Genomic DNA, 16,580 nt, shown 5'->3' on the forward strand with positions numbered 1-16,580 from the left:
TCAACTGGTGACATCTATGCGAAAGTAAGGCAATTCCCAATCCCTCCTGTGAGAAAGGGCGTCATTGAGTTATGAGCCTCGAGCTTGATCGCATTTCCCATCGCTACGGTGCTGTGGCTGCTGTCCGCAGCGCGAGCCTCGCCGTTGAGGCGGGGGAGATTGCGTGCCTTTTCGGACCGTCCGGTTGCGGCAAGACCACGCTGTTGCGCATCGCGGCGGGTCTTGAGGCGTTGCAGGAAGGTGAGATTCGTCTGGGAGGGGCGGTGCTCGCCCGGCCGGAGAAAGAAACCCCGCCGGAGCAAAGGCCCATCGGGTTTGTCTTTCAGGACTACGTCCTCTTTCCTCACCTCACGGTGGAAAAGAACATCGCCTTTGGCCTGAAAGGCGTCGCTGATGCGAAAGCGCGCGTCGCTGAACAACTGGCGGCGTTTGGCATAGAAGCGCTTTCGCGCCGTTTCCCCCATGAACTCTCCGGCGGACAGCAGCAGCGCGTCGCGCTCGCCCGCGCGGTGGCGCGCCGACCAAAAGCGCTGTTGCTGGATGAGCCATTCGCCAGCATCGATGTCGCCTTGCGCCGCCGCTTGCGGGAGGAATTGCGCCGTGTGCTGAAAGAACAGAAAGCCGCGGTGCTTTTGGTCACTCATGACGCCGATGAGGCGCTGGCGCTTGGCGACCGGATCGCCCTGATGCGCGAAGGTGAAATCGCCGAGATAGCAACGCCTGAGGCTTTATTTGAGCAGCCTCGCACGCCCGATGGCGCCGGCCTTTTTCCCGGAAGTCAGACCTTGATCGGCGAAGTGCGCCGCGGCGTCTTTCAGAGCGTGCTGGGCGAGGTAGACGCGCCCGGCGTCGCGGCAGGCCCCGCCCGCGCCATCTTGCGCGCCGATTGTCTGACGGCGTCTCGTGACGCGCGCGCGCCGTTTCGCGTCGCCGATATGCGGTTTGCCGGTCCGGCATGGCGCGTCAGGCTGGACCAGGAAAAGGGCGCGCCTCTGTGGGTGACCATGGAGGCGCCGCCCTCCCTCGGAGACGGTGTTTCCGTAATTGCCGACTGGTCAAAAGCATTTGTTTTTGCAGGATAACTCAAGCTCTTATCGATAAGGCGCCGTCATCCCTTGCTTTCTGAGGCATCGCTGATATTTTGATATTGAGAATTATTCGCAAAAAAAGACACCGGAGACATATTCGTGATCAGCGCTCGTAAATGGACCGCCGTTTTCCTCATGCTGCTTGGCGCCGCCGCCTGCAGTGGCGGAGGGGAGGGTAAATCGAGCGCTTCGCGTACGATCACCGGCGACGTCAATGTTTATTCAGGGCGCCATTATGATTCCGACATTGTCCTGTTCGATCAGTTCACGGAAGAAACCGGGATTAGGGTCAATCTGATCGAGGCGGGCGGCGATGCGTTGATCGAACGGATCACGCAGGAGGCTGAAGCCAGTCCCGCCGATATTTTCATGACGGCGGACGTCGGCATTCTCTGGCGCGCCGATCAACGCGATGTCTTCCGCGCCACGGATAATGAAGCATTCAACCAGCGCGTCCCGGCGCAGTACCGCCATCCCGAAGGCAAATGGGTCGGACTTTCAAAGCGTGCGCGCATCATCATTTACAACAAGGAAATGGGGTTGCCGGAAGGGCTTGAGACCTATGAAGATCTCGCCGATCCGGCCTATCGCGGCATGATCTGCGTCCGCTCATCCTCGAACATTTATAATCAATCCTTGCTTGCCTCTATTATCGCCCATGACGGCGCCGAAGCGGCGGAGCGTTGGGCCGAGGGCGTCGTTGCAAATTTCGCGCGGAAACCGCAAGGCAATGACACCTCGCAGATAGAAGCGGTCGCCGCAGGTATCTGTCGCCTCGGGATCGTCAATTCCTATTACACGGCGCGTTATAAAGGATCGAAAGACAGCAAGGCGGCGGCCATCGGCGAGATGTTTGAACTCTTTTTCCCGAATCAAAATGACCGTGGCGCTCATGTGAATATTTCCGGCGCGGGCGTGACCAAACATGCGCCTAACGCCGAAAACGCCGAAAAGCTGATCGCATTTCTCCTGCGTGATGAGTCGCAGCGCGCTTTTGCAAGCGGCAATAATGAATATCCTGTCGTTCCCGGGATTGCGCCTGAAGGCCCCATCGCGGCTTATGCCGATTTCAAGGCTGATGAGCTTCCGGTCTCGGCGCTTGGCGAGCATCAGGCCGAAGCGGTGGGCATTTTTGACCGGGCAGGCTGGCCCTGATTGCAAAACCGGTGCTAGCGTCGCTTCATGCAGGCGCCGTCTCTCAGTGAATTGAAACAACACGCTGAAAAAGGCGATGCGCGCGCGCAATATATGCTTGCGGCGCAGTTGAGCGGCGCAGGCGAAAAGCAAGAGGCCGAACGCTGGCTCAACGCCGCCGCCGCGCAAGGCTTCGGCGATGCGCTTTATACGCTTGCAACGCGCAGGCTCGATCATGATGGACTCGTTGCGGCGGCTGAAATGCTCGCGCGCGCGGTGCAAGACGGTTCGACCCCGGCCAGGCGGTTGCTTGGCGTTCTTCACGCCATGGGGCTTGGGGGTGCGCGTGACTGGAGCGAGGCTGTGGCGCTTGTGACCGGCGCGGCGCAAGCGGGCGATCCCGCCGCTATGCGCGAGCTTTCAATGCTGCTTTTTGTTGCTGATCGTGATGACGAAGACGGCGCCAATCTTCTGGCGACTGCCGCGCCCCGCGATCCTGTCGCCGGCGCGGTCGCTGTGCGCCGTTTTGCGCTTGGCCGGTCCCATGCCGATTCTGCATCGGCGCGCGCTCATCTCGAACTCTTGGAGCGGGTGCAATATCCCCATGCGATGTCGCTGCGCGCCGCATTTGATAAGCACGCGTCGCCGCAGCGCTTTCAACCATCGCCGCCGGACTGGGTGCGTATTGCAGAAAAGCTGGAACAGGAGCCCGCGGCGCCTGCCATCGCGCCGGAGGTTCTTTGTGAAACGCCGCCGGCGCGGGCTTTCCGCGCGGTCTTCTCTCCCGAAGAATGCGAATATGTGATCGCCGCCTCGGCGCGGCTTCTTGCGCCGTCGCAGATCTCGGACCCTCGCACGGGGGCGCCGGTTCAAGATCCCTACAGGACCTCGCTGACCGCAATCCTGTCGCTTGTCGATCTCGACCTGGCCCTCGTTATGATCAACCGACGTCTGGCGGCAATGGCGGGGATGCCGCCGGAAAATGGCGAATGCCTTGGCGTGCTTTATTACGCGGAAGGTCATGAATATCGGCCCCATTGCGATTGGCTCCCCCCGGGACCGGAGCTTGATCGCGGCGGCCAGCGCGCCGCAACGGCGCTTATCTATCTCAATGACGAGTATGACGGCGGTGAGACACATTTTCTCGTTCCCGACCTTGCCTTCAAGGGCGGGGCGGGAGACGTTCTCATGTTCGAGAATCTATCGGAAAACGGCGATCCGGCCCCCCATTCCCGGCATGCGGGGCGTCCGGTACGTGAGGGGAAGAAATGGTTGGGCTCAACCTGGTATCGGGAAAAAAACTACCGTCACTAGGGTTTCCAAACTGATATAACAAAGATATAACATTTCCAGCCGGACGGAGGAGATTTGTTGTGACCAACCATACCCATGATCACGACGAGGGGGGCTCCCGCAAACGACCCGCGGGTTTGCTGAAAAATGAAAAGCTCGTCTGGGACGTGCTGGCCGCCAGCAGGGACCCGCTAAAAGCCTATGAAATTCTCGATCGCCTGAAGGAGCGAGGGGTGCGCGCGCCGATGACGGTCTATCGCGCCCTCGATGGACTTGAGGCCAAGGGGCATATTCACAAGCTTGATGGGCTGAACGCGTTTGTGGTGTGCAACCACGAAGGCCCGCATGTGGTGCAGGCGTTTCTCGTTTGCGAAACCTGTTCCACGGTGAAAGAGCTTGAGGTGATTGCCGTTGAGGCCGACATTGCGCCGGCCGTTCGCGCCGCGGCTTTTGACATGCACACGGCGCGCCTCGAAATCAAAGGCAATTGCAGCGCCTGCGCATCGATTACCAAGGCCAACGTCGCGTAAGTTTTTCTGCAAGTCATTATCAGGCCGATTGACTCTTAAAACGGCGCGCCTAATGTCTCGCCATGTTCGCTTTACGGCGAACACGCAGCATGCGGGAGAGACCATGCGGAACTCATAGTAGAGGTTCCGCTGGCGCCGAAGGAGCAACCGCCCCGGAAACTCTCAGGCAAAAGGACCGCTTGTTGCTGTGCAGGCTGGAAAGCGGGCGGTGCTGAATTGATGCGCTGCTCCACCGACGGAGTAAGCAAGGCAGGCGGTTTTTCGACCGCAGTTTTTGCGAAATCTCTCAGGTTCCCGTGACAGCCGGGGTCGCCGTTATGCGCGGCGATTTTGTCATGGGAAATCTGAATGTCGGCCACTGAAAACACCACACTAAAAAAAACTCCTCTTTATGATCTGCATCTGTCGCTTGGCGCCAAGATGGTGGAATTCGCTGGCTATGCGATGCCGGTGCAATATCCCGCCGGCGTCTTGAAGGAACATCTGCATACGCGTGAGAAGGCGGGCCTTTTTGATGTCTCTCACATGGGGCTGGCTTACCTGACGACGACCGAGGCGTTGCTCGGAACCGATGAGGCTCACGAAAAAATCGCTGCCGCCATCGAGACTCTTGTGCCTGGCGATATCAAAAGCCTGAAAAAGGGCGGCGTTCGCTACACTGTGTTGTTGTCTGAAGAAGGCGGCGTCCTCGACGATTTGATGATCACACGCCTTTATCTCGATGAGATGAAAGGCAAGTTGTCGCTGGTGGTGAACGCTGCGGCCAAGGATCAGGATTTTGCGTTGATCCGCGAAAAACTGGACGGCGTCGCGACGCTGGATGTTATGACGGACCGGTCGCTTCTGGCCGTGCAGGGACCAAAAGCGGCGGATGTTGTGAACCGGCTTTTCCCGGGTTCGGCGGAGCAGCCTTTCATGTCCGTGCGGCCGCATTACTGGCCCGCCTCCGATGACCGCGCCTATATCGTCGTCAGCCGCCTCGGCTATACTGGCGAAGACGGGTTCGAGATTTCTGTTCCCAATTCTCATGCGGAGCTGTTGGCGAAGGCGCTCCTCGCCGCGCCGGAAGTCGAGCCCGTCGGTCTTGGCGCGCGCGATTCGCTGCGCCTTGAGGCGGGGCTTTGTCTCTATGGTCACGACCTGACGCCGGAAACATCACCCATTGAAGGCAATATCGCTTTTGCCGTGGGCAAGCGACGGCGAGCGGAAGGCGGCTTTCCGGGCGCCGCCCGCATTCAACACGAACTGGCCGAGGGACCCAAAAGGCTGCGCGTGGGGCTGCGTCCCGAAGGCCGCGCGCCTGCGCGCGAAGGGGCGGAAATTCAGTCTACGGATGGAAAGACCATTGGCGCCGTGACGTCTGGCGGCTTTGGACCGAGCGTCGGCGCGCCGGTGGCCATGGGTTATGTCGACGCAGAACATTCAAAAACAGGAACGCAGGTGAATTTGATTGTGCGCGGTAAGCCTCTGCCCGCGGTCGTCGCCGATATGCCGTTTGCGCCACACAGATATTATCGCGGTTAGGAGAGAACCATGACTGTCAAATACACCGAAGACCATGAATGGCTGAAGTCTGAAGGCGATGTCTATGTCATCGGCGTCAGCGCGCATGCGGCGGAACAGCTTGGCGATGTCGTTTTTGTGGAATTGCCGGAAGTGGGCAAGACCTTTGCGAAAGGCGATGAAATGGCCGTCGTTGAATCGGTGAAAGCCGCTTCCGATGTCTATGCGCCGATTTCCGGAGACATTGTTGAGGTCAATACCGCCATCGTTGAAGAGCCCGCAAAAGTGAATGAAGACCCGCAAGGCGCCGCCTGGTTCGTAAAGATCAAGCCGTCGAACCCGGCGGAGATCGACGGGCTGATGGATGAAGGCGCCTACAAGGATTTCGCCGCTAATTCGTAGGTTGTTGTCCGGCGATAAAAGGAATGTTTGATGCGATATTTGCCCCATAACGACATCGACCGGCAAGCGATGCTAAAGGCGGTCGGTGTTTCCAATATTGATGCGCTGTTCGAAGATGTTCCGGCGGATGCGCTGAACGCCAAATTCGATCTTCCCGATCATATGGGCGAGATGGAAGTTGAGCGCGCGCTTGGGGGCATGGCGGCGAAAAACCGCGCCGCCGGGGCGGGGCCGTGTTTCATCGGCGCCGGCGCCTACAAGCATCACATCCCGGCCATGGTGGATCACATCATCCAGCGCTCGGAGTTTCTGACCGCCTACACGCCGTACCAGCCGGAAATCGCGCAAGGAACGCTCCAGTATCTTTTCGAATTCCAGACGCAGGTTGCGGCCCTGACCGGCATGGAGGTCGCCAACGCCTCCATGTATGACGGCTCCACCGGCTGCGCCGAAGCCGCGCTGATGGCCCGGCGCGTCACCAAGAAAAACAAGGTGGTGCTTTCCGGCGGACTTCACCCGCATTACGGCGCGGTGACGCGCACCAATCTTGAACTGGTCGACGCAAAGGTTGTGCAGGCGCCCATCGATGTGGATGCGTCCGAAGACATTGCATCGCAAATTGATGACGACACCGCCTGCGTGATCGTTCAGTCGCCGGATGTGTTCGGCAATGTACGCGACCTTACGCCGATCGCCGAAGCCGCTCATGCGAAAGGCGCGCTCCTCGTCGCGGTGGTGACGGAAGCGGTGTCGCTTGGCGCCTTGAAAAGCCCCGGTGAAATGGGCGCCGATATCGTCGTTGGCGAAGGCCAGTCCATCGGCAATGGGTTGAATTTCGGCGGGCCTTATGTGGGCCTGTTTGCAACCCGCCAGAAATATATCCGCAACATGCCGGGGCGCCTTTGCGGCGAAACCCACGACGCGGAAGGAAAACGCGGTTTCGTTTTGACGCTCTCAACGCGCGAGCAGCATATCCGCCGCGATAAGGCGACCTCGAACATCTGCACCAATTCCGGCCTGTGCACGCTCGCCTTCACGATCCACATGACGCTGCTGGGCGAAGCGGGTTTGCGCAAGCTTGCGATGCTCAATCATGAAGCCGCGTGCAAGACCGCCGACGCCCTCGCCAAGGTTAAAGGCGTCGAAGTCGTGAACACATCTTACTTCAACGAGTTCACGTTGCGCCTTTCGAAAGACGCCTCTGAAGTGGTGGACAAGCTTGCGAGTGAAGGCGTTCTTGCAGGCGTTCCCGGTGCGCGCCTGTGGCCCCATGACAGTGAGGCGCACAATCTCCTGATCGTCGCTGCGACCGAGTGTGTGACGGATGAAGACATCAAAACCTTTTCGACGAAACTTGGTGAGGCGCTGTCATGAGTATGAACAATCAGGGCCGCCCCACAGGCATCGGCGAAGCGACCGCAAGCAATGTGAAAACCTTCACCGGCAACAAGGCGCTGCAAATCGAAGAAGGGTTGTCCTTCGAGATCGGGTCTTATGCGCAGACCGGAGTGGATTTGCCGGAACCAAAAGGCGGCGCGGATCGTCTTGGCGGATTGAACCGGAATAATGACATCGGCTTGCCGGGCCTTTCCGAGCCGGAGACCATGCGCCACTTCGTGCGTCTCAGCCAAAAGAATTACGCCATCGACATGGGGCCGTTTCCGCTTGGGTCATGCACCATGAAACACAATCCGCGCCTGAACGAAAAAATGGCGCGGCTGCCCGGTTTCGGCGATCTGCATCCGCTGGCGCCGGAAAGCGCGGTGCAGGGCGCGCTTGAACTGATCGACACACTCGCTTTTTGGCTGAAAGAACTGACCGGCATGCCCGCCGTCGCCATGTCGCCGAAAGCCGGCGCCCATGGCGAGCTTTGCGGCATGATGGCGATCAAGGCGGCGCTCGAAGCGCGCGGCGAAGCGGGCAAGCGCAAGCGCGTGCTGGCGCCGGAATCCGCTCATGGCACCAACCCTGCGACGGCGGTGCAATGCGGTTTCACGGTGGAGAATATTCCCGCTGACAAAACCGGCCGCGTGGATCTGGAAGCGCTGAAAGCGAAACTGGGCGACGACATCGCCGGGATCATGGTGACGAACCCCAACACCTGCGGCCTTTTTGAACGCGATATTCGCGCCATCGCCGACGCAGTGCATGAGGCGGGCGGCTATTTCTATTGTGACGGCGCGAATTTCAACGCCATTGCAGGGAAAGTGCGGCCCGGCGATCTCGGCGTCGACGCCATGCACATCAATCTGCACAAGACTTTTTCTACGCCCCATGGCGGCGGCGGTCCGGGTTCGGGTCCGACTGTCTTGTCAGAGGCGCTCGCGCCCTTTGCGCCGGTGCCTTATGTCATCTGCGAAGACGGAAAATACAGCCTTGTGGAGACGCGCCGCGCCGCGAAAGCGGAAGGCGAAAGCGCCGAAAGCTTTGGGCGCCTCACCGCCTTCCACGGCCAGATGGGTATGTTCGTGCGCGCGCTCTCCTATATGATGAGCCACGGCAAGGATGGGGTGCGCCAGGCGTCCGAGGATGCCGTGCTGAATGCAAACTATGTGCTTGCGCGTCTCAAGGCGGAAATGACGCCGGCCTTTGAAGGCCATTGCATGCATGAAGCGCTGTTCGATGACAGGTTTCTGAAAGACACCGGCGTTGAGACCATCGACTTTGCAAAAGCGATGATCGACGAGGGCTATCACCCCATGACCATGTATTTCCCGCTGGTGGTCCATGGCGCCATGCTGATCGAGCCGACAGAGTCAGAATCGAAACGCGAACTCGATCTTTTCTGCGGCGCCATGCTTTCGCTCGCAAAGCGCGCCAAAGCGGGCGAGGCGGAGAGCTTTAAAGCCGCGCCGGTCTATGCGCCGCGCCGCAGGCTGGATGAGACAGCGGCCGCCCGCCATCCTGTGCTCAGGTGGACGCCGGCGCAAAAGGCCGAAGCGGCGGAGTAGTCCGCACAGGAAAGCTCACGGCGCATCACTTTTGCTAAAGCGGCGCGCCGATTGGCTTTCACCGCGAAAACATAGAGGATAAGGCTCGCGCCAGATTAACAAGAGGGCGAGGGCCATGGATTTGCTCACCAGATTGACGATGACGGGGCTGGAGCTTTTGTCGACGATTTTCATTTTCGTCGTCGGAATCACGGTGCTCGCCGTCATTCTCATGTACTTTACCGACAAGTCGCAGTCGCGTGATGCGGTTCGCCACAATTACCCGGTAATCGGGCGCTTCCGCGACCTCTTCACTCGGCTCGGAGAGTTTTTTCGTCAATATTTCTTTGCGCTCGATCGCGAGGAGATGCCCTTCAATCGCGCCGAGCGTGACTGGATCTATAAATCCGCCAAAGGCCAGAACAACACCCATCCTTTTGGCTCGACGCGTAACCTGACGCTGGTTGGCTGTCCGATTTTTATCAATTGCGCTTTTCCGCGCCTTGATGAAGAGGCTACTGATCCGCCAGCGGTAGAATTCGGTCCGTACACGCCAAACCCCTATCGCGCGCCATCGGTGATCAATGTTTCCGCCATGAGTTATGGGTCTTTGTCGAAACCGGCCGTGCAGGCGCTGTCGCGCGGCGCCGCGCTGGCGGGCTGTTACATGAATACGGGCGAGGGCGGACTGGCGCCCTATCATCTGGAAGGCGGCTGCGACATCGTCTTTCAGATGGGTACGGCGAAATATGGTTGCCGCGACGATGCTGGGATGCTTGATGACGCCAAGCTTGCGACGATCGCCGCTCATTCATCCGTAAAAATGATTGAAGTCAAACTGGCGCAAGGCGCAAAGCCCGGCAAAGGCGGCATTCTGCCCGGCGTCAAAGTCACCAAGGAAATCGCGAAGATCCGGCACATCCCCGTGGGCAAGCCGTCGATCTCTCCCAACCGTCATCCTGAAATCGACAATGTGGAAGAGTTGCTCGATTTTATTGACCGCGTCCGGCGCGTGTCGCAATTGCCGACCGGTTTTAAAACGGTGATGGGCGCCTATGGCTGGGTCGACGACCTTTGTGACGCGATTGAGCGGCGCGGCGTCGAGTCGGCGCCGGACTTCATCACGCTTGACGGCGGCGACGGCGGTACCGGCGCGGCGCCCATGTCGCTGATGGACAATGTAGGCCTGCCGTTGAAACAGGCGTTGCCCATGTTGACCGATATTCTGGAACGTCGCGGGCTTCGAAATCGCATCAAGGTAATTGCCTCTGGCAAGCTGGTGACGCCGGCGGAAGTCGCCTGGGCCTATTGCGCCGGCGCCGATGTGGTGAACACGGCGCGCGGCTTCATGTTTTCTATTGGCTGCATTCAGGCCATGCGATGTCACACCAATAGCTGCCCCACAGGCGTCACCACCCATAAAAAACATTTGCAAGGCGGCCTCGATCCGAAGGTGAAAGCGAAAAACGTGGCGAATTATGTGGAGAAGATGCGCAAGGACGTCGCCATGATCGCTCATTCCTGCGGCGCGCCTCATGCCCGTGCGCTCAAGCCATTGCATGTGCGCATCCAACAGGGCGACGGCACGTCTGTGCCGCTGGATGAATTGCTCGCCAAGCGCCGCCCAAAAGCGCCTCATGAATATAAAGACGCCTGATCGGCGTTTTGTTCTGCTTTTCACGCTTTACGAACCTGCGGCGGCGCCTACAGTCGCGCTATGGCATGGGAAAAAGAACTCGAAGACCTGAAGCTGCGTTCTGCGCTCGCCGAAAAAATGGGCGGGGCGGAAAAGGTCGGCCGCCAGCATGAGCGCGGCAAGCTTGACGCGCGCCAACGCCTTCGCCGTCTCCTGGATGAAAACTCCTTCCGCGAAATCGGCAAGATCGCCGGGCGGGGGCGTTATGACGAAAATGGCGACCTGACGGATTTTTCCGCATCGAATTTCATATTCGGACGGGGCCGTATCAATGGCGCGCCGGTGGTCGCGAGCGCCGACGACTTCACCGTGCGCGGCGGCGCGGCGGATGCTGCGATCCATCGCAAATTCGCCATGGCCGAACAGATGGCCCATGAGATGCGCCTACCGCTTATTCGTATGATTGACGGCACGGGCGGCGGCGGTTCGGTGAAGATGCTCGAAGAGATGGGCTTCACCTATGTGCCCTTCGTTCCCGGTTGGGAGCATGTGGTGAAGAACCTGAAGACCGTGCCGGTGGTTGCGCTCGCGCTCGGGCCGACGGCGGGGCTCGGCGCGGCGCGCATGGTCGCGTCGCATTACTCGGTCATGGTGCGCGGGCTGTCGCAGATTTTCACCGCAGGGCCTGCGGTTGTTTCAGGCCTGGGGACGGGGGAACATCTCGACAAGGAACAATTGGGCGGCGCGGAGATTCACACGCGCAACGGCGTTATCGATGACGAGGCAGAAACCGAAGATCATGCCTTCGCCATGGCCCGCGCGTTTTTGTCTTATCTTCCATCCTATGCGGGGGCTCGGCCGGAACGGCGGGAGACTGGCGACCGGCCCGAACGCAAAGAAAAGGCGCTGCTTTCCGCCGTGCCGGAAAACCGCCGCGAGGCTTACTCCATGCGCAAGATTCTGGAGATGGTCGCAGATAAAGGCAGTGTCTTTGAAATGGGCAAGCGCTGGGGCCGCGCCGCGATCACCGCTTTCGCGCGCTTTGACGGCTGGCCGGTCGCGGTGCTGGCGTCCGACCCGACTTTTCTCGGCGGCTCGTGGACTGCGGATACGGCCGAAAAGGCGCGGCGATTTGTTCAACTGGCGGAGTTGTTTCGCCTGCCGGTCATTCATCTCGTGGACAATCCGGGTTTCATGATCGGGCTGGAAGCCGAACGCGCCGCCACCATTCGCCGGGGCGTCGACGCCATGAATGCAATTTACGACGCCACCATTCCCTGGGCGACGGTGATCATCCGCAAGGCCTATGGCGTCGCCGGCGCCGCCATGTCCGATCATACGCGGTTTCAGTATCGCTTCGCCTGGCCGTCAGGCGACTGGGGGTCGCTACCCATGGAAGGCGGCGTTGAGGTTGCTTACAAGTCAGAGCTTGAAAAGGCCGAAGACCCTGCGGCGGCGCTCGCTGAAATCAAAGTGCGGCTGTCTAAAGTAACCTCGCCATTTCGCACGGCGGAACAGTTTCTGGTTGAGGACATCATCGACCCGCGCGAGACGCGGCCTTTATTGTGCGAGTTCGCAGCGCTTGCCAGCCGTCAATAGCCCGCCGACGTCACGCCCAGCGCCCCGGGATAAGGTCCGTTCGCCGCTAGGAACGCGCGATAATCTGCGAGTTCGTCCTGCGCCAATTCATAGTCCCTGCGAAGCGGCCCGAAGGATCGTTTCACGCGCTGTTTTTCTTCATTGAGATTTTTGAGATCGGCGAGAATGTCTACGCGCTCCAGGTGGGGTGTCGCAGGAGAGATCAGTGCGGCTTCTGCGTGATCGATCTGGTGATTGATTTCCTGCAATCTTTTCTCTGCGTTTGCGAGCGCATTCTCGGCACGCGCCACATCATTTCTCAGCGCAAAAAGTTGGTTGCCCTGCTGAAAAGCGGTGACAAAAGATCCTTCTTCAGGTCCGGTGCAAACGCCGTAATAACGCCCGCCGCGCGCGCCAATAGTGAACGCGTTCGAGGCCTGGCAATATTCGATAAGGCCTTCGTCGCGGCCCATCAGGTAAGCGCTCATATTGGGCGTCACGCCCGCTTTCTTGGCGCAGGCCTGACGGTGCGATGACACGGCGCTCGCCGGCGCGCCGCGCGCGCCATCTTCATAGCCAATCGCTTGCCAGTCGGCGTAAAGGCATTCGTCTTTAGACAGGCCGCCGGCGCAGCCCCCCAACGCCATCAAAGGCAAGGCGATAAACGTCGCAGAAACAAGAATACGCATGACAGAACCCTCTCTCGAAGAGGGCAGCCTAACCAGCCAGAGCTTAACAGCCGCCTTTGCGGATACGCCGTATTCGGCCGCTCCGCGCAACGGCTTGTTAGCCAGTTGGACGCGAAGCGGGCGAAATTGCGGCGGCCTTGCGGCCTAGTCGATGGTGAGAACGATTTTGCCTGTCGCCTTGCGGTCCTGAATCATGGAGAGCGCCTTGCCCGCCTCTTCCAGCGGGAAGCTAGCCGTGATCCGTGGGCGGATTTTCCCGTCCTTATAGAACTGGAAAATTTCCGCCACATATTCCTCGTTCTTCGCCGGGTTGCGCATGGTGAAGGCGCCCCAGAAGACGCCGACAATCTGACAGGACTTAAGCAGCGTCAGGTTCAACGGAATTTTCGGAATGCCTGCGGGGAAACCAACCACGAGGAAGCGTCCCTCCCACGCCATGGCGCGCAATGCGGCCTCGGCGTAGTCGCCGCCAACGGCGTCATAAACGACATTGGCGCCGCTGCCGCATAGGGTTTTGATTTCCGTTGTCAGTTTTTTCTGTGAGGCGCGATCGAGACTGCCGCGGGGATAGATCAGGGTTTCGTCAGCGCCTAGCTCTTTACAGAACGCGGCTTTATCCTCGGAGGAAACGCCGGCGACGACTTTCGCGCCCATAGCTTTGCCAAGCTCAATCGCCGCTGCGCCGACGCCGCCCGCGGCGCCGAGAATAAACAGCGTTTCGCCGGGCTGGAGTTTTGCGCGATCACGCAATGCATAATGCGATGTGCCATAGGTCATCATGAAAGATGCGGCTTCATCAAAAGGCATATTGTCGGGAATTTTATGGGTTCCAGAAGCGTTCGCGATCAGATGGGTTGCATAGCCGCCATTAATCCCGCTGGCGAGGACGCGGTCGCCCACAACCAAGCCTTCAACGCCTTCACCGACAGCATCGACAACGCCGGCGACTTCGCCGCCCGGGGTGAAGGGGCGGGGCGGTTTGAACTGATAAAGGTCCTGAATGATGAGCGTGTCGGGAAAGTTCACGCCCGCAGCTTTGACGGCGATCCGCACCTGTCCCTTGCCGGGTTCGGGCGTCGGAACCTCGGTCAGTTTGAGCGAGTCCGGTCCGCCGGCTTCGTGACTCATCATGGCTTTCATCTTGGATATTTCCTTTCCGGACTCGTATTTTACTTAACGGCTGCGAAACGCCGGTCATCCTCACTCCAGGCCGGCGCCTGTTCAATCTTATCAAGCACCTCGTCAGCGCCAGCAGCGACCGACCACATCTCTAGGTGCTTTTCATTCATAAAGTGTTCACGGACCGCCTGCTCCAGAAGCTTAAGGCAAGGGTCGTAATAATTCCGTATATTGACGATGATAATCGGCTTGGCGAACAGGCCGAGACGCTTCCAGGTGATCGCCTCGAACAGTTCTTCAAAGGTGCCGCATCCGCCGGGCAGGGCGACAACTGCGTCGGCGCGGTCAATCATCAGCCGTTTGCGCTCATGCAGGTCATTGACGAGGTGAAGGTCCGTCAGCCCCGTGTGGCCCCATTCAAGGTCATACATGAAGCGTGGCAATACGCCTTCGACGCGTCCGCCTCGCGACAGGGCGCCGTCGGCGAGCGCGCCCATCGAGCCGATGCCGCCGCCGCCATAGACGGTTGTCCATCCGGCGTCGCCAAGAATTTCCCCAAGCCGCGTCGCCGCATTCAGATAATCCGCATGCGTTTTCGGGCTTGATGCGCAGTAAACGGTAACGCGCTTCATAGGCGCCCTTTGTCCTTGCTCTCGGGTTGTTTCTTAAGCATTGTTCCAGTTCAAAGAAATGGTCAATAACAGATCACATGGGAGGACGGGGATGGTGCAAGGGCTCATTCTGGGCGCGCTCGCCGCATGGCCAAAGGCAGCCTGCGCAATGGCGGCGCACTACACGCGACAAGGCCGGGTTCGCGTTATCGGCGCGCCTGGCGCCGCCGCCGGTTTCGAGCTCTAGGCCGGTATTGTGACAGACATTTCCAATGCCGCCGCTCCGTCTACGGAACAATCCTCACAACCTGCGTCCAGCCGCTATTCCTACTTTGTGCTTGGCGTGTTGACGCTGGTTTATACATTCAACTTCATTGACCGCCAGATCATCGCGATTTTGTCGCCTGCGATCAAGGAAGATCTGGGCCTGTCCGACTCCATGCTGGGGCTGTTGAAGGGGCTTGCCTTCGCGGTGCTTTATACGACGCTGGGCATCCCCATCGCATGGCTCGCTGATCGCTGGAACCGGGTCAATATTATTGCGATTTCGCTGGCGCTCTGGTCAGGTTTCACCGCGCTGTCGGGGATCACGACGACAGCGACGCAACTGGCGCTGGCGCGGATTGGCGTCGGCATCGGCGAGGCGGGCTGTTCGCCGCCGGCGCACTCCCTGATCTCCGACTATTTCCCGAAAGAAAAGCGCGCCAGTGCGCTCGCCATCTATTCCCTCGGCATTCCGTTTGGTCAGATGTTTGCGTTTCTCGCCGGCGGCTGGGTGTTGCAGGAGCTTGGCTGGCGCAATGCGTTTTTTGTGGTGGGCATTCCCGGCGTTCTCCTCGCGATCATCATGAAGCTGGCGATCCGCGAACCCATTCGCGGCGCCCAGGATGTACAGGCCACAACTGTTCAGCCGGTAAAATTCTCCCAAGGCCTGAAACAGCTAATGACGATACCGACCTATTGGGGCGTTATCGCCGGGGTGACCTTCGCTTCGTTTACTGGCTATGGCACTGGCTTGTGGATCGTTGATTTTTACCGCCGCACTTATGAGCTTTCCTATGTGGAGATCACGGTGCCGCTCGCGCTGTTGAACGGCGTAGCCTATGGCATCGGCACCTATCTTGGCGGTTATCTCACCGACCGGTTGGGCAAAAAAGGCAAGGGCGCTTATGGCTGGGTGCCGGCGCTCGGCATGCTGCTGACGATCCCCTGCGGCTGGCTGTCCTTGTGGTCGCCCAATGCGCTCGGCGCCTTCTTGTGGTCGGCGCCGTTTCTGATTGGCCTCGGCATGTATCTGGGGCCTGGTTTTTCCCTGGTTCAAACCCTTGCGCCGATCAAACTGCGCGCTTTTGCGACGGCGTTTTTTTTCTTGATCCTGAATCTGATCGCGCTGGGCTTCGGTCCGCTTTGGGTCGGCGCCTTGTCAGATATCTTCGCGGCTGATTATGGCGAAGTCACCGGATTGCGCATCGCCATGACCACGCTTGCTGCTTTCAGCCTGCTCTCCGCCGGCGCATTCTACTGGACGTCACTCAAGCTGCCTGCCGACTGGGCTAAGGCTACAGGAGAGAGGTAATGGCGGTTAAACGCAAAACGTCCACAACAAAGAAAACCAGCAAGGCGGCTAAACAAGCAAGTCTCAAAACAATTCCGACGGCGCAAAGCGTAACGGCCTTCATCAACAGCGTTGAAAATGAAACCCGTAAAAAAGACGCCAAAACCCTTGTCGCCATGATGAAGAAAGTGACGGGCGAGAAGGCGACAATGTGGGGCCCGTCAATCATCGGGTTTGGCGAGTATCATTATAAATATGAAAGCGGACGCGAAGGCGATATGCTCGCCGTAGGCTTTTCTCCGCGCAAGACGAATATGGCGCTCTATGTGCTGGGTTCTCTCGGCGAGGATGAGCCGCTGCTGAAAAAGCTCGGCCCCTATAAAAACGGCAAAAGCTGCCTTTATATCAGCGCCCTCGACAAGGTTGACCTTTCGGTGCTCGAAAAAATCGTGGCGAAATCTTACAAGGCGACCAAGGCGAAGTGGGGGTAGGCTGATCTTCGCCGGTTGATG

At 59.2% G+C, this 16,580-nt stretch carries 16 protein-coding genes and 2 riboswitches; of the genes, 13 read left to right on the forward strand and 3 right to left on the reverse strand.

Annotation, left to right across the window (positions count from 1 at the left end; all coding sequences use genetic code 11):
* Positions 1–71: 71 nt before the first annotated feature.
* The 10 genes from ACFOOP_RS07855 to ACFOOP_RS07900 all read left to right on the forward strand — a co-directional run bounded on the left by ACFOOP_RS07855 (position 72) and on the right by ACFOOP_RS07900 (position 12,115).
* Positions 72–1,082 (forward strand): ABC transporter ATP-binding protein, encoded by a 1,011-nt coding sequence (locus ACFOOP_RS07855; protein ID WP_379880347.1) that lies wholly within the window; start codon positions 72–74, stop codon positions 1,080–1,082.
* A 105-nt stretch (positions 1,083–1,187) separates the two neighbouring features.
* Positions 1,188–2,243, forward strand: coding sequence for a Fe(3+) ABC transporter substrate-binding protein (locus ACFOOP_RS07860; RefSeq protein WP_379880349.1), 1,056 nt, complete (start codon positions 1,188–1,190; stop codon positions 2,241–2,243).
* 27 nt (positions 2,244–2,270) lie between these two features.
* Positions 2,271–3,536 carry a 2OG-Fe(II) oxygenase gene (locus ACFOOP_RS07865; RefSeq protein WP_379880350.1) on the forward strand — a complete coding sequence of 422 codons (1,266 nt, stop codon included), beginning with the start codon at positions 2,271–2,273 and terminating at the stop codon, positions 3,534–3,536.
* Positions 3,537–3,595: 59 nt separating this feature from the next.
* On the forward strand, positions 3,596–4,045 hold the full coding sequence (locus ACFOOP_RS07870) for a Fur family transcriptional regulator (protein WP_379880351.1): 450 nt from the start codon (positions 3,596–3,598) through the stop codon (positions 4,043–4,045).
* A gap of 82 nt (positions 4,046–4,127) precedes the next feature.
* Positions 4,128–4,233: riboswitch (glycine riboswitch) on the forward strand.
* Positions 4,234–4,358: riboswitch (glycine riboswitch) on the forward strand.
* A gap of 35 nt (positions 4,359–4,393) precedes the next feature.
* A complete protein-coding gene (gcvT, locus tag ACFOOP_RS07875) occupies positions 4,394–5,569 on the forward strand; it encodes a glycine cleavage system aminomethyltransferase GcvT (RefSeq protein ID WP_379880352.1) in 1,176 nt (391 codons plus the stop codon).
* A 9-nt stretch (positions 5,570–5,578) separates the two neighbouring features.
* Positions 5,579–5,950, forward strand: coding sequence for a glycine cleavage system protein GcvH (gene gcvH, locus ACFOOP_RS07880; RefSeq protein ID WP_379880353.1), 372 nt, complete (start codon positions 5,579–5,581; stop codon positions 5,948–5,950).
* Between the two features lie 30 nt (positions 5,951–5,980).
* On the forward strand, positions 5,981–7,324 hold the full coding sequence (gene gcvPA / locus ACFOOP_RS07885; protein ID WP_379880354.1) for an aminomethyl-transferring glycine dehydrogenase subunit GcvPA: 1,344 nt from the start codon (positions 5,981–5,983) through the stop codon (positions 7,322–7,324).
* Entirely contained in the window at positions 7,321–8,901 is a 1,581-nt protein-coding gene (gene gcvPB / locus ACFOOP_RS07890; protein ID WP_379880355.1) for an aminomethyl-transferring glycine dehydrogenase subunit GcvPB, read from the forward strand. The genes gcvPA and gcvPB overlap by 4 nt, the downstream gene beginning before the upstream one ends.
* Before the next feature lie 115 nt (positions 8,902–9,016).
* The gene (locus ACFOOP_RS07895; protein WP_379880356.1) at positions 9,017–10,537 is read left to right on the forward strand and encodes an FMN-binding glutamate synthase family protein; all 1,521 of its coding nucleotides are present in this window, start codon (positions 9,017–9,019) and stop codon (positions 10,535–10,537) included.
* Between the two features lie 60 nt (positions 10,538–10,597).
* Positions 10,598–12,115 (forward strand): acyl-CoA carboxylase subunit beta, encoded by a 1,518-nt coding sequence (locus tag ACFOOP_RS07900; protein ID WP_379880357.1) that lies wholly within the window; start codon positions 10,598–10,600, stop codon positions 12,113–12,115.
* On the opposite strand, the gene ACFOOP_RS07905 is transcribed toward ACFOOP_RS07900, so the two are convergent.
* The 3 genes from ACFOOP_RS07905 to ACFOOP_RS07915 all read right to left on the reverse strand — a co-directional run bounded on the left by ACFOOP_RS07905 (position 12,109) and on the right by ACFOOP_RS07915 (position 14,534).
* Positions 12,109–12,783 carry a DUF2799 domain-containing protein gene (locus ACFOOP_RS07905; protein WP_379880358.1) on the reverse strand — a complete coding sequence of 225 codons (675 nt, stop codon included), beginning with the start codon at positions 12,781–12,783 and terminating at the stop codon, positions 12,109–12,111. The two genes, ACFOOP_RS07900 and ACFOOP_RS07905, sit on opposite strands and share 7 nt — an antisense overlap.
* Before the next feature lie 144 nt (positions 12,784–12,927).
* Positions 12,928–13,923 carry an NADPH:quinone oxidoreductase family protein gene (locus tag ACFOOP_RS07910; protein WP_379880359.1) on the reverse strand — a complete coding sequence of 332 codons (996 nt, stop codon included), beginning with the start codon at positions 13,921–13,923 and terminating at the stop codon, positions 12,928–12,930.
* A gap of 29 nt (positions 13,924–13,952) precedes the next feature.
* Positions 13,953–14,534 carry an LOG family protein gene (locus tag ACFOOP_RS07915; protein WP_379880360.1) on the reverse strand — a complete coding sequence of 194 codons (582 nt, stop codon included), beginning with the start codon at positions 14,532–14,534 and terminating at the stop codon, positions 13,953–13,955.
* Positions 14,535–14,625: 91 nt separating this feature from the next.
* On the opposite strand from ACFOOP_RS07915, the gene ACFOOP_RS07920 reads away from it, so the two are divergent.
* Genes ACFOOP_RS07920 through ACFOOP_RS07930 form a run of 3 tightly spaced genes read left to right on the forward strand, consistent with a single transcriptional unit; the run spans position 14,626 to position 16,559 of the window.
* Positions 14,626–14,760, forward strand: coding sequence for a hypothetical protein (locus ACFOOP_RS07920; RefSeq protein ID WP_379880361.1), 135 nt, complete (start codon positions 14,626–14,628; stop codon positions 14,758–14,760).
* Positions 14,761–14,778: 18 nt separating this feature from the next.
* On the forward strand, positions 14,779–16,089 hold the full coding sequence (locus ACFOOP_RS07925; RefSeq protein WP_434056909.1) for a spinster family MFS transporter: 1,311 nt from the start codon (positions 14,779–14,781) through the stop codon (positions 16,087–16,089).
* The gene (locus ACFOOP_RS07930; RefSeq protein WP_379880363.1) at positions 16,089–16,559 is read left to right on the forward strand and encodes a DUF1801 domain-containing protein; all 471 of its coding nucleotides are present in this window, start codon (positions 16,089–16,091) and stop codon (positions 16,557–16,559) included. The genes ACFOOP_RS07925 and ACFOOP_RS07930 overlap by 1 nt, the downstream gene beginning before the upstream one ends.
* The last annotated feature ends 21 nt before the right edge of the window (positions 16,560–16,580 follow it).

Origin of the sequence: Hyphococcus aureus (assembly GCF_042643165.1) — a bacterium.
GTDB lineage: Bacteria > Pseudomonadota > Alphaproteobacteria > Caulobacterales > Parvularculaceae > Hyphococcus > Hyphococcus aureus.

What these genes read in the sequence shown, in the direction of transcription:
- ACFOOP_RS07855 (WP_379880347.1), top strand. Translation starts at nt 72, where the DNA reads ATGAGCCTCGAGCTTGATCGCATTTCCCATCGCTACGGTGCTGTGGCT.
- ACFOOP_RS07865 (WP_379880350.1), top strand. Translation starts at nt 2,271, where the DNA reads ATGCAGGCGCCGTCTCTCAGTGAATTGAAACAACACGCTGAAAAAGGC.
- gcvT (WP_379880352.1), top strand. Translation starts at nt 4,394, where the DNA reads ATGTCGGCCACTGAAAACACCACACTAAAAAAAACTCCTCTTTATGAT.
- gcvH (WP_379880353.1), top strand. Translation starts at nt 5,579, where the DNA reads ATGACTGTCAAATACACCGAAGACCATGAATGGCTGAAGTCTGAAGGC.
- gcvPA (WP_379880354.1), top strand. Translation starts at nt 5,981, where the DNA reads ATGCGATATTTGCCCCATAACGACATCGACCGGCAAGCGATGCTAAAG.
- gcvPB (WP_379880355.1), top strand. Translation starts at nt 7,321, where the DNA reads ATGAGTATGAACAATCAGGGCCGCCCCACAGGCATCGGCGAAGCGACC.
- ACFOOP_RS07895 (WP_379880356.1), top strand. Translation starts at nt 9,017, where the DNA reads ATGGATTTGCTCACCAGATTGACGATGACGGGGCTGGAGCTTTTGTCG.
- ACFOOP_RS07900 (WP_379880357.1), top strand. Translation starts at nt 10,598, where the DNA reads ATGGCATGGGAAAAAGAACTCGAAGACCTGAAGCTGCGTTCTGCGCTC.
- ACFOOP_RS07905 (WP_379880358.1), bottom strand. Translation starts at nt 12,783, where the DNA reads ATGCGTATTCTTGTTTCTGCGACGTTTATCGCCTTGCCTTTGATGGCG.
- ACFOOP_RS07910 (WP_379880359.1), bottom strand. Translation starts at nt 13,923, where the DNA reads ATGAAAGCCATGATGAGTCACGAAGCCGGCGGACCGGACTCGCTCAAA.
- ACFOOP_RS07915 (WP_379880360.1), bottom strand. Translation starts at nt 14,534, where the DNA reads ATGAAGCGCGTTACCGTTTACTGCGCATCAAGCCCGAAAACGCATGCG.
- ACFOOP_RS07920 (WP_379880361.1), top strand. Translation starts at nt 14,626, where the DNA reads ATGGTGCAAGGGCTCATTCTGGGCGCGCTCGCCGCATGGCCAAAGGCA.
- ACFOOP_RS07930 (WP_379880363.1), top strand. Translation starts at nt 16,089, where the DNA reads ATGGCGGTTAAACGCAAAACGTCCACAACAAAGAAAACCAGCAAGGCG.